Here is a 12394-nt window from a genome sequence, read left to right on the forward strand (position 1 = left end):
CGGGATGATGCACATGTCACGGTTGTTTACTGGCGCTGCCAGGCCGTTTCGAATTGCCCCTCCATGGGGTTTTCTTGTCCTATTTGTAGGATTGGGAATGGCCGGTGGATTTTTGGGAAATGGGTGGTTTGTTCCCGCCCAAACGCAAGCGGCTATACCCGGAGCGTTCATCGAAGGTTTTTCAGAAATTGTTGAAAAAGTCGGTCCGGCGGTTGTCAACGTGGCAGTAACTGGCGGGGGTGGACCATCTAGAGGCTTACCTCCAGGACCATTTGGTGGGCCTCCCGGCGGAGGGCCCCCTGGAGGCGGACCTCCCGGTGGTGGTCCAGGCGGACCTCCAGGTATGAGTGCCGGGTCCGGGGTGATTATTGATTCTCGCGGATATATTCTGACGAATAACCACGTTGTGGAAGATGCGAGTGATATCAAGGTGTCTTTTCATGATGGACGAGAGATGTCAGCAACGGTTGTCGGGACTGATCCGAAGACCGACCTAGCAGTCATTAAAGTCAAACTTGAAAATGGCCCGCTTCCTTCAGTGGCCTGGGGAGAATATGAATCCCTTCGAGTTGGAGATGTGGTGTTAGCCCTCGGGAGTCCTTTTGGATTACGCAATACCGTGTCGTTGGGAATTATCAGTGCTCTCGGCCGAGGTAGTGTCGGTATTACGGAATATGAAGACTTCATTCAAACGGATGCCGCGATTAACCCCGGAAATTCCGGTGGAGCCCTGGTGAATATGAAAGGGGAGCTTATCGGGATCAACACGGCCATTTTTTCCAGAACGGGTGGTTCCGAAGGCGTGGGATTTGCGATCGCAGTCAGTATTGCGAAGGATATCGCTGCAAGCCTGATCGAAACGGGGAAGGTGGTGAGAGGATGGATGGGAGTGGCCATTCAGGAATTAACGCCTGCATTAGCGCAATCATTCCAACTACCTGAAGGTCAACAGGGTGGGGTATTAATCAGTGAAGTCCATGAAGATGGCCCTTCCGCAAAGGCCGGACTTCAACGGGGCGATGTAATCCTTGAATACGGAGGTGAAGCCGTCAAGGATGTCAATCATCTTCGTAATATCGTTGCCCGAACAAAGGTCGGAAAGAAAAAAGAAATTAAAGTGTTACGCGAGGGCAAAGAGACCTTGCTGACTCTGGAACTGGGAGAACGGCCATCCGATCAGGCACTGGCAAAGACTGGGCCGGTAGAAGAAGAGAAAGCTCCGGCTATGGCCAAACTGGATAACGTATTGTCGGGAATGACCGTCGCACCTATTAGTGGGGAAAGCAGGAGTGAATTCAATATTCCTGAACAAATCAAAGGTGTGGTCGTCTCGAAAGTCGAATCAGGTAGCGCCGTTGAGGCTGCGGGTATTCAGGTTGGTGACGTCATCCAAGAAGTGAGTCGCCAAAGTGTGAAAACGATTGACGACTTCAAGCAGGTTGCGTCAAAAATTGCCAAAGATGAGTTGGCCGTTTTATTGGTCAACCGGCGCGGCAATAATCTGTTTATCGCAGTGAATCCTCAATAAGAGATAGATACTGAGGGGGGCGACTGTGAGCCCCCCTCGGATTTTTGGGGTGCAGGACTTACATGGCCAAACAAAGCAAAATAGGTTCCTGGTTTGAAGAAAAAGTCTTTAAGCCATTGGAAGACAAAAAAATGCCCGTCATGGAGCATTTGCACGAGTTCCAATGGCGGCTCACGCGTGCGGTCATTGTGATGGCCTGTGTGTTTGTCGGGACATTTTTTTATGCGGATACGCTGGTGTCCTGGCTACGGATCCCTCTGCAAAATTATTTCATTTTAGATTCATGGGAATGGATGCCATCGGATTTGCCCAAAATTCCATTCGTCTTCCTCTCCCCGGCTGAAGCCTTATGGCAAAATGTGAAAGTGGCCGGATTATGTGCAGTTGTCTTGTCGACTCCTCACTGGTTGTGGGAAGTCTGGCAATTTGTTCTTCCAGGTTTACATGCCCAGGAACGACGGTTTGTCGGACCTTTCACCGCCATTAGCACCGTGGCTTTTTATTTGGGATTGACCTTCTGTTTTTTTGTCGTGTTGCCTTTCGCGTTGCATTTTTTGATTTCCTATGGGTTGGCTTCTGGATTTATTGCACAAATTTCTATTGCCAACTATGTGGGTTTTATTCTGTGGTTCATGTTGGTCTTTGGACTGATATTTGAAGTTCCGCTCGCGTTGACCTTGATGGCGAAATTAGGGTGGGTGGATGCTCCTGTATTACGAAAATACCGGAAATGGGCATTTCTGGGATCCTTTCTCTTCGCGGCTATTCTTACGCCCACGCCTGATCCATTTAACCAATGTATTATGGCCATCCCGATGTATTTCTTTTATGAAGTGGGTATTATCAGCGCCCAAGTCTTTGGCAAGAAAAAAGCTCCAGACAGTGAGGATGTGGGGGCACCCGCTCCAGCTTCTGGCGCGCCGGCCGTTCGGCGTCCTCCATTAGCCCCACAACCAGTGGGAGCCGGGTCTGGTGGGGATGAGGAATATGTCGACGTTCCGGACTCAGGTCCGCGGTAATATGAAATCCAGTAGAGGCATTTGATGATACGGGTGGCTGTGGTGTTGATCAGCAGCAAAATACAGTCAGGCCAAAAACCCGATCAAAATCGGAAACCTTTGGAAAGGATCTTGACGAACCACCAATTGTCCCTTTTATCCTATGATGTCGTGGCGGATGATCGTCAGGCTATTTCCCACCAATTGGACACAATTTGTGGGACGACCGCGCCTCATATCATTTTGACTCTTGGGGGAACGGGTGTGCGACCAACCGATTGGGCGCCTGAGGCAACCAGGGACGTGATTGAAAAAGAGATCCCCGGCATCGGAGAAGCCATGAGGGCTGAAAGTCTTAAAAAAGTCAGGACGGCCATGCTCTCACGCGGAACGGCTGGAATTAAGGGGACCACACTGATTATGAATTTGCCAGGAAGCGTAAACGGCGTGCAGGAAAATTTAAATATCATTCTACCGCTGTTAGAGCATATGGTGGAGAAAATGGGAAGTCTGGCCACGTCATGATCTATGCGTGTGGCCGAATGTATATTATCCAAATTATCATCGTAGTGGATGTATGTGGAGGGATTCATGGCAACTGAATTGAATATGATTCAACCATCCTCGAGTTCGAGTGGGGATGTCTGTACCTATATGTGGGCGTGTGCCATTTGTGATGAAACCGAAACCTGCCAAAAGGACCGTGAAGGCCATAGTCGCTGGTTGGTCGGAAAGCGCATGGAGCGCATTGATTACAAAATATTGGTCATGAGCAATAAGGGCGGGGTGGGAAAAAGCACGATGACCACCAATCTTGCCATTAGTTTGGCCCTCAAAGGTTATGAAGTGGGAATATGCGACATGGATATTCATGGCCCCAATATTCCAAAAATGGTGGGAGCCGAAGGTCAAAAACTCAAAATCAGTACCGGCGGCGGAATTATTCCGCATCAAGCCTATAATCTGAAAATTGCCTCCATGTCATTTCTTTTGCAAAATTCAGATGATCCCATTATTTGGCGGGATGCGTATAAATTTGAATTCATCAATCAACTGCTAGGTGGAGTGGAATGGCAAGACCTTAATTTTCTGCTGATTGACCTGCCGCCAGGGACCGGGAATGAATCGGTAACGACGATTGATCTTATTGGTGATGTCACGGGTTGCGTCATTGTCTCCACTCCACAGGAAGTGGCCCTGTTAGACTCCCGGAAGTCGGTCACCTTCGCAAGGGATAGTGAGCTTCCTATTATTGGTATTGTGGAAAACATGAGCGGGTTAGATTGTCCCCATTGCCACAAATCCATTGAATTGTTTCGAAAAGGGGGAGGTGAAGCCTCGGCCGCAGACATGGGCGTCCCCTTCCTCGGTCGCGTGCCACTGGATCCGGAAATGGTTCTCCAATGTGATCGTGGCGAGCCCTATGCGCTGTTTCATTCGGATCTTCCCACGGCTGACGCCATCCACGGCATTGCGAACAAAGTCGAGGAGTTCTGTAAGAAGAAAGATTCCCTGGTAAAAGTGTCGGCCAGGCCGGCTCCATTCAAAAAGGCCTAACAGGTCGCCCAAAGCCGGTTGCAATGCGTTATCTGACTATTTGATGAGAACGCCAGAGGATGGTCGAGTGTCCAAGCATGAATTGAAGGTGTACTGACTGCCATAATGAAAAGAAAAAACATATGTGTTGTGTGCTTGTGGCGAGACTCTGCGTGGAGTGTCGCCGTCTTCAGAGAACCACTTCAATCTTCCGCATGATTAGGCAAGACACATGGATGAGCTTACTTCGTTAACTTCTGCCCAACAAACTGTCCTGGATGCCGCGCATCACTTGGGCTGTGAAAAAATCGGGCTCCTTGATTCCCTGGGGAGGGTATTGGGAGAAGACATTCTTGCCCCACGATCCAATCCTCCATGGGACAATTCGGCGATGGACGGCTTTGCGGTCCGATGGGCTGACATTAAGCAGGACTATGCCATCACTCGCATTCCCGAATTAAATATTGTGGAAGATGTCGCGGCAGGGGCAGTGGCCACGAAAACCGTCGGTCCGGGGGAAGCGATTCGGATCATGACCGGAGCCCCCATGCCGGCCGGAGCAGATACCGTCGTGCGGGTGGAATACACGGAGCCTTCAGGGGCAAAGGTTCGTATCATGAAGACTGAAGCCGGTCAGGGTTCTAACATCAGACCAAAAGGAGAAGATGTCACGGAAGGAGAGTGCATCATTCCGAAAGGGACCCAACTGCGTTCCGGGGAAATCGGCATGTTGGCCATTCTGGCCAAATCTTTTGTCCTTGTGTCGCAACGTCCTCGAGTGGCCATTCTTTCGACAGGGGATGAGTTGGCGGATCTGGATGAATCATTTGATGAGCATAAAATCGTCAATTCCAACAGCTATGGTATTGCTGCTGCGGTTCAGGAGTCGGGCGGAATCCCTGTTCTCTTGGGAATTGCCAAAGACAATCCTGATTCCTTAAAAGACAAAATCCGACAGGGGCTCACCTGTGATATTTTGGTGTTATCGGGGGGAGTCTCCATGGGAGATTATGATTTTACCAAGCCGGTGTTTGCCGAACTCGGAGCAGACATGAATTTCTGGAAATTAGCGATTCGCCCCGGACAGCCGGTAGCCTTTGGAAAAATCCAAGGGAAGTTGGCATTTGGCTTGCCGGGAAATCCCGTTTCCTCGATGGTGACCTTTGATCAACTCGTGCGACCGGCCATGTTGAAAATGGGCGGGCATCGGAAGTGGGAACGGCCGGTTGTGAAGGCACTTTTCCAAGAAACGTTCTCCAAACATACGGACCGGCGGCATTTCCTTCGCGGCATTCTTCAACAGGAAAACGGCGTCCTCACGGTTCGGACGACCGGTGGACAGGGGTCCGGCATCCTCACCTCAATGGTGAAAGCGAATGGATTCATTGATGTACCGGAAGAGGTCGAATCTCTGAAGCCAGGCGATGTGGTGAACGTCCAATTATTATCACGAAATTTTTAAAAGACATTCGACATATTTCCCATCAGTCACGCTGTCTATTTGGCATAATTCGACCTCATAGAAGGGAGTACAGGCTTCATCATGACACCTCCCATTTTGGGTTTTGTTGGCCGCTCCAATAGTGGCAAAACGACCTTGATTGAACGGCTCATTCCGGAACTGACTCACGCGGGTTATCGAGTGGCCACCATCAAGCATGCTGGGCACGGGTTCGATCTGGACACTGAAGGCAAAGACAGTTGGCGCCACAAACGCGCAGGGGCCAGTACGGTCATAGTGTTATCAAAGGGTAGCCTGGCCATGTTTGCTGATGTTCCGGAAGAACTTCCTGTCGATCAAGTCCGGGACCGATTCATCAATGGGGAAATCGATTTAATAATTGCCGAAGGCTGGAAAAGCCAGGGGTTTCCGAAAGTCATCGTGGTGCGCGAGCAGCTACAGGAAGTGGATGTGTCGTTAGATGGTTTATTGGCGGTGGCTTCTATGAAACGCATTGAATGCTCGGCTCCCTGGTTTGATCGGGATGACGTCCCAGGGCTGGCGCAACTGATCATGAAAAAGTTTCCCCTTCAAAGGGATTCGTAACGTTCATGGGAAAAGGCCTGACCCTCATTGCGGCCACACTCCTGGTGCTGGCCTTAGGAGGGGCTGCGGCTATCCCGCTGACCAATCAGCCCACCTTCTGTGCGAGTTGTCATACCATCAGACCATCCTACGATTCCTGGATACAATCCAGTCATAAAGATGTCACCTGTGTCGATTGCCACGTGCGTCCAGGCATTTCCGGGTTTATTGAGGATAAAGTCTTTGCCGGAATAGAAGACGTCACGATCACGGTTTTCGGAACCCCGACCGAACCGCATAATCTTGAATCCCATGTGTCTTCTTCTGTGTGTATCAGTTGTCATCGGGCCATCTTGCGGGTGACGGAAGTCTCTGCGCGGGATTTGCCCCCACCGGTCAAAGATGTCGGGCTGATCATGAATCATCGGGAACACATGGAGGCCTTTGAGAAACGCGGAAAAGGGGAGGGGTGTACGACCTGCCACGGGCGGGTCGTGCACGGAGCGCCAATCAAAACGTATCCCATTGTGATTCCGCGCGGGCATGTCAAACTCGATGATCAACCACATGAGCCGGATCATCCAAAAGACTCGGTGCTCTGGAAGGCGAACATGGCCGATTGTCTTCGTTGTCATGATGGGGAACAGCGTTACGAGGGTGAAGTGCTGAGTAATCGCTGTGAAACCTGTCACCTGCCCGATAAAATTGGTGGGTTTTTGTTTTAATGCCTGCCTCAGATTCTATGGCTTCCCCTGTCGTTGAGGTTCGAAACCTCACCAAGCGGTTTCAAGGCTTTACCGCCGTCGATAATATTTCTTTCGACATCAAAAAAGGTGAAATACTCGGGCTCCTTGGGCCGAATGGCGCCGGCAAAACTACCACCATTCACATGTTGTTAGGGCTGATCACGCCGACGGTCGGCACCATTCACATGTTCGGACTGGATCTGGCCACACATCGGGAAACCATTCTGAAACAGGTGAATTTTTCCTCCACATACATTTCGATGCCGTTTTCCTTAACGGTAGAGGAAAATCTTAAGGTCATTGCGAGGCTCTATGAACTCAAGCATATCCAGCAGCGCATTGATGATATTGTCAAAAAGTTGGAGATGGAGGACATTCGGCATCGACTGACGAGAAAACTATCTTCCGGTCAAATGTCGAGGCTCACTCTGGCCAAAGCCATCATGACCGAACCTAAAGTGCTGTTTCTCGATGAACCCACCGCGAGTTTGGATCCTGATATCGTCAATAAAATTAAATCGTTCTTGAAAGAATATCAACGCTCGGAAGGCCTAAGTATTCTCTATACCTCACACAACATGCGGGAGATGGAGGAGATGTCCGATCGGATCATCTTCCTGCAACGGGGCAAAATTGTGGCGGAAGGTACCGCCTCCGAAATCATCCAACGCTACGGCCAACGAGATCTGGAAGAGGTCTTTTTGAAACTGGCCAGAGAGCAAAACGGTCCATGAGTCTCGGTCGTATCCTTGCATTATTATCGCGTCATATGTATCTCTACAAGCGAAGCTTTGCCCGGTTGCTGGAGATTTTTTATTGGCCGTTTCTAGATCTCGTGGTGTGGGGATTCATTACGATTTATCTGGAAAAAGTTGGGATGTCGCTGCATGGCGCCCTCTCATTTTTTCTTGGGGCGCTGATCCTCTGGGATGTGTTGTTTCGCGCGCAGCAGGGCATTGCCGTCTCATTTTTAGAAGAAATGTGGGCACGAAATCTGATGAACCTGTTTGCCAGTCCATTAACGGTCGGAGAATATCTCGTTGCCACCATGACCATGAGTGTGCTGAAGGTCACGGCGGTGGGCGGGTTGATGATGGTTTTCGCCTGGGTCTTTTATTCATACGACATTCTCCAGATGGGCCTTTCCTTGCTCCCCTTCGTCCTTAATTTAGTAATATCCGGCTGGATTATTGGCGTGCTCACCACCTCTATCATTATGCGCTTTGGGCAGCAGGCCGAAGTCCTAGCCTGGGGAATGGTCTTCCTTTTCCAACCCATCTCCTGTGTGTTTTACCCGATTGAAGTCCTTCCCCCTGTCCTGCAATCCATTGCCTGGATGGTTCCTCCTGCGCATATCTTTGAAGGGATGCGTGGTGTCCTCACCACAGGAAGTGCGCCGGTGACTCATTTGCTTTGGGCCACGGGCCTTAATTTTGGATTCCTTTTGATCATCGTGGCGTGGTTCTATCACACCTTCAATATCTGCAAAGATCGCGGCATGCTGGTTCGGGTGGGGGAATAGGTTCTTCGATTAGGCTAGTCGTTTGTTATCATTTTCCTCTATGAGAACTAATGGAATCATAGTTGAAATAGGCCTAAATCCCTGGTCGTCGTTAGCGCAGATAATTAAAACTTTACAGGAGTAGTTTTATCCAATTTGAAGTAAAAAATTTCTTTTGAGTGAATAGCAAGATTAAAGGGAATCTTTGGTTTTAAAAGAAGGGGAAGTCGGTTCGAGAGTCAGTGCGTCGGGTAAATCAAGCGAAGGGATCTGAGCCAAATGGTGAGTTTAGCCGGCTCCTCAAGGATATCAGCGCGGGGATTGGGGACCATATATGCTCGGAGCCATACTCATGCCTTCCTGTATGGTATGTCCATTATTACCATTATTATCAGTAGTCCAATAGAACCTACCCAAGCCATCCGGATCACGATCGATGCTCTGCCCCTTGCCGTCTTTGCCTACCATTTCTTCTTCTAACTGGCCTTCCTCCACAAATCGCGTTCGAAAGACATTCGGCAGGTGCTGGGTATTGTCCGGTTGATCAGTATTCTCTCGTTCGAATTCCTTAATTATGCTGAGACCTTGCTTGGTACGTTTCCATGCCTCAAAGTCACGCCGACATTGCTCCAGATCTAATTCGCACCAGACGAAATGCTTATCATCCAGTGTGCTGAGATAGAGATCCACCTGTTCATCAACGTTATGATTGGACGCATGCTGTGAGGCGCAGGCACCAAGGAGTACAAAGAAACCGACAACACCAAGGATGAAATTATTTCGCATTTCCACCTCCGATAGCTCACCCTATCGGTTGGATGCGAATATCCTATATGCATGAACGACTCGTTAAGCATGTTGTGTGAAAATCGGATAGTTTAGAGGTGAAACATTTTCGTTTTTCGATGTTTTTGATGATATGAACGGATTTACTTGGTCTTCACCCCGTTTCCTGAACAGGGTTGTTAAAAGCTTTGGCCTTGCTTCGTTTCTGTGGAGCACATGATCCCCTCATTCAAAAACTGTGGTTTTTTGTTTGATTTTCTGGGCCGAAATGACGGATGCAACAATTGGCACCCCAGGCTGCCGGGTCGTTGACTCAAACTCCCTAACTATGCGATTTTCCTATCATGCGCCCGTAGCTCAGTTGGATAGAGCACCGGCCTTCTAAGCCGGGGGTCGCAGGTTCGATTCCTGCCGGGCGCACCACCTACACCAAAACAACCAATTCGTTGCAAGGTCTCATCTAACTGATCCAATTGCTTCTTTAAGCGTAGTTCCAATTTCCCACCATTTCGTTCAATCCTCTCTCTGGGCCATCCATACTGACCGCCTTGGCTTAGATGGTTATCCCTTCACACCATGGGCGTGGTTCCAGGCCTTTATCAGGCCAATTCTCCCTAGTTTGGGATGCTCCTTATCCTGAAGTTTTCAATAGCGGGTGTCGGGTTTTTAGGACCAGGTCATTAAGGTTGCCGTATTGGGAAGCCGAGGATGATTGAGGAACGAATAATAAACCTTTGCCGAAGAGAAATGTTTAAGTTGATTCAGAGTATTCTGTTTGTGTTATTGATCGGCAATCTCGCCTGTGCCGCCGCTCCTGTACCGTTAACGATTGAGCAAAAGGACAAGGCCTTGGTGGTGTTTCGGGATCAACAACCCATCATGGTGATTCAGGATATCATGTTGGATTTTCACTCCTGGGATGATGTCCAGCTCCAGAGGAAAAGTAACAGTTTCTATCGCCTGCAACTGACGTATCGCGATGTGGATGACGACGAAGAGATAGAGTCCTTTTACGATTCAAACGTCATCATTGATATTAAGGCTGATCAGGCAGGCCTGCATTTTTCCAGTGATGCGGATTGGTTTTCCCATGTCAATATATTCATGGAAGACCTCGGCGGACATATGTTTGGCGTGAAACAAGCTACCGAACCATATAATCAAAAAACTCCGGATTTGAGGGGGTTGGTGCAGGATGTCAATGCGATCGCAGAATACAACCGGTTTCGTGCCGACTATGCCACTGCGGTTTCACCTATGTTCTTTAGTACGAAAGGGTATGTGAGCTTTTTTAACACCTTCGCTGAGGGCCGTTATCAATTTGCGATGAATGGCCGAACCGAGTTATACCACGCCGCCACACGGTTTGATTGGCATGTTCTTGATGCACCAACGTTGGATCATGGGTTGGTCAATTATTACCAACTCATTGGCGCACCCAAACAGGTTCCGCTCTGGAGTACCGGCCCCGTGATCTGGCGTGACGTCCACAAGCGAGGCAAACAGGATGTTCTTGATGACACTAGACGCTTCACCGAGATGAAGATTCCCTTTACGGGATTATTTGTCGATCGCCCTTATAGCGATGGCGCCCATGGGTGGTCGGAAATGAATTTTGGTAGAGGCTTTTCCAACCCCCAGGAGTGGATAAAGGTATTAAATAAGGACTACCACATTCATTTAATGACCTGGATAGCGCCGATGACGTTTGGCGACCAGAATTTTCCAGGGCGCATGGCCGGTTATAAAGGGTACTTTGATCTCAGCAACTCCCAGTCTGTCAGAGAATTTACGCGGCGTTTAACCGACTTGCAGTACAAAGTTGGCGTACAGGGGCACAAAATGGATAGGGGGGATGAGAACTTTCCCTATGACGAAGCGTGGTACGATCGCACGCCCATTCTGGAGCGCCGCAGTAAATTTATTTGGCTCTATGCTAAACATACCCATGAAGCGCTGGCCGATTATTGGGGTGAAGACCAATTTAATTTTGCTCGTGCGGCGGTGCAAGGCACGCAGCCGTATTTAAGTGCTATCTGGGCAGGGGATGTCAGGACAAATTGGGAGGGCTTGCGCAGCAATATGGCCAATGCCATCCGCGCCAGTTATCTGGGTTTCCCCAATTGGGGTACGGATGCCGGAGGGTTTACCGGCAATACCGGCTTTATCAGTGAAGACCTTTATCTGCGATGGATTCAATTTGGCCTATGGACTGGTCTTTTTGAGATTAAGCTGGATGGGGCCAGTGGTCGCAGCAACGATCGGGCGCCCTGGCGTTACTCGGAGTCATTTCAAGACCTTTACCGTCAGGTATTCGAGGAGCGCATGGCGTTGATTCCCTATGTATACTCCCTGCTTAATACCGCTGCGGAGCAGGGAACCTTGATGAAGCCGCTTGGGGGCGTTTACCCCGATGACGAACAAACCTATGACATCTGGGACCAGTACCTGTTTGGGCCCTCCTTATTGGTGGCGCCCATTTATAATCAAGAACCCATCCGAAAAGTGTATTTGCCGGAGGGAAACTGGATTGATTACTACAACGGCTCTATTCATTCCGGAAAACAATGGCTCGAGGTAGAAGTGATGAGAGAGCATGTGCCCATTTTTGTGAAGGCCAACAGTTTGATAGTCAAAGGAAATATCTATCAGGGAAATGACAGTACCTGGAGCCAAACTCCACCCCATCTGGATATTTTCTATTACCCCCAGCGAAATGCCAGCGCAAATACCACTTTTACCTTGATGGACGCCGGCGATACCAACAAACTTAAGACAATACGCGCTAAAATTTCTGGAAACAAAGTCACCCTATCGATACCAGGTAATAGTTATGGTGGTAAAGTTCATGTTTTCGCGAGTGATGGATCAAAACATTTCCGGGATTATCCCGTTAACAAGGACACCATCATCACTCTCGAGTTGCTATGATGTTAAAAAGTAGAATCTTTTCTTGAATTTAACGATCTGCATCTAGGCGGATGAGCCTGCGTCCCTGATTAGTTCACACTCTCCAGGAAACCCTCCCTGACCCCACTCAGTCACGATCAAGGATTCCCGTCCTTACCCCGCGATTAGCTCGCTTGGAAGGTTAAATAGAGGAGTATATGAAAATGACTACGTGATTCACGCCCCGGTTCTTCCACAGAATGATTCCGGCAGAGTGTTCAAAAAATCATCCAAAATCTTCCCATGGAGCTAAAGGGGTTGGTCCACTATGCTGCATCTCTTGCTGGTGTTATTCCTAAATACCGTCAACAACCTGAAGAGTTC

The 12394-nt window shown here is 49.3% G+C and carries 11 protein-coding genes and 1 tRNA gene; 11 read left to right on the top strand and 1 reads right to left on the bottom strand.

Annotation, left to right across the window (positions count from 1 at the left end; translation table 11 throughout):
- Window positions 1-4 precede the first annotated feature (4 nt).
- The 9 genes from ACTRXD_RS05155 to ACTRXD_RS05195 all read left to right on the top strand — a co-directional run bounded on the left by ACTRXD_RS05155 (window position 5) and on the right by ACTRXD_RS05195 (window position 8356).
- Window positions 5-1528, top strand: coding sequence for a Do family serine endopeptidase (locus ACTRXD_RS05155; protein WP_442430776.1), 1524 nt, complete (start codon window positions 5-7; stop codon window positions 1526-1528).
- 62 nt (window positions 1529-1590) lie between these two features.
- A complete protein-coding gene (tatC, locus tag ACTRXD_RS05160; RefSeq protein ID WP_442430777.1) occupies window positions 1591-2547 on the top strand; it encodes a twin-arginine translocase subunit TatC in 957 nt (318 codons plus the stop codon).
- A gap of 24 nt (window positions 2548-2571) precedes the next feature.
- Window positions 2572-3051, top strand: a complete 480-nt coding sequence (locus tag ACTRXD_RS05165; protein ID WP_442430778.1) for a MogA/MoaB family molybdenum cofactor biosynthesis protein — start codon at window positions 2572-2574, stop codon at window positions 3049-3051.
- 66 nt (window positions 3052-3117) lie between these two features.
- On the top strand, window positions 3118-4083 hold the full coding sequence (locus ACTRXD_RS05170) for an Mrp/NBP35 family ATP-binding protein (RefSeq protein ID WP_442430779.1): 966 nt from the start codon (window positions 3118-3120) through the stop codon (window positions 4081-4083).
- A gap of 211 nt (window positions 4084-4294) precedes the next feature.
- Window positions 4295-5524, top strand: a complete 1230-nt coding sequence (locus ACTRXD_RS05175; RefSeq protein ID WP_442430780.1) for a molybdopterin molybdotransferase MoeA — start codon at window positions 4295-4297, stop codon at window positions 5522-5524.
- An 81-nt stretch (window positions 5525-5605) separates the two neighbouring features.
- The gene (gene mobB, locus ACTRXD_RS05180; RefSeq protein WP_442430781.1) at window positions 5606-6109 is read left to right on the top strand and encodes a molybdopterin-guanine dinucleotide biosynthesis protein B; all 504 of its coding nucleotides are present in this window, start codon (window positions 5606-5608) and stop codon (window positions 6107-6109) included.
- A 5-nt stretch (window positions 6110-6114) separates the two neighbouring features.
- Entirely contained in the window at window positions 6115-6813 is a 699-nt protein-coding gene (locus ACTRXD_RS05185; RefSeq protein ID WP_442430782.1) for a cytochrome c3 family protein, read from the top strand.
- The gene (locus ACTRXD_RS05190) at window positions 6813-7568 is read left to right on the top strand and encodes an ABC transporter ATP-binding protein (protein ID WP_442430783.1); all 756 of its coding nucleotides are present in this window, start codon (window positions 6813-6815) and stop codon (window positions 7566-7568) included. The genes ACTRXD_RS05185 and ACTRXD_RS05190 overlap by 1 nt, the downstream gene beginning before the upstream one ends.
- Window positions 7565-8356, top strand: a complete 792-nt coding sequence (locus tag ACTRXD_RS05195) for an ABC transporter permease (protein WP_442430784.1) — start codon at window positions 7565-7567, stop codon at window positions 8354-8356. Before ACTRXD_RS05190 ends, ACTRXD_RS05195 begins: the two co-directional genes overlap by 4 nt.
- A gap of 288 nt (window positions 8357-8644) precedes the next feature.
- Here the strand turns inward: ACTRXD_RS05195 and ACTRXD_RS05200 are convergent, their stop codons facing one another.
- Window positions 8645-9121: a hypothetical protein gene (locus ACTRXD_RS05200; RefSeq protein ID WP_442430785.1), complete on the bottom strand. Its 477-nt coding sequence runs from the start codon at window positions 9119-9121 to the stop codon at window positions 8645-8647.
- A gap of 346 nt (window positions 9122-9467) precedes the next feature.
- Between ACTRXD_RS05200 and ACTRXD_RS05205 the strand changes: the two genes are divergently transcribed.
- Window positions 9468-9544 (top strand) — tRNA-Arg (locus ACTRXD_RS05205).
- A 324-nt stretch (window positions 9545-9868) separates the two neighbouring features.
- Window positions 9869-12052: a TIM-barrel domain-containing protein gene (locus ACTRXD_RS05210; protein WP_442430786.1), complete on the top strand. Its 2184-nt coding sequence runs from the start codon at window positions 9869-9871 to the stop codon at window positions 12050-12052.
- The last annotated feature ends 342 nt before the right edge of the window (window positions 12053-12394 follow it).

It is taken from the genome of Nitrospira sp. T9 (assembly GCF_052156535.1).
Taxonomy (GTDB): Bacteria; Nitrospirota; Nitrospiria; order Nitrospirales; family UBA8639; genus Nitrospira_E.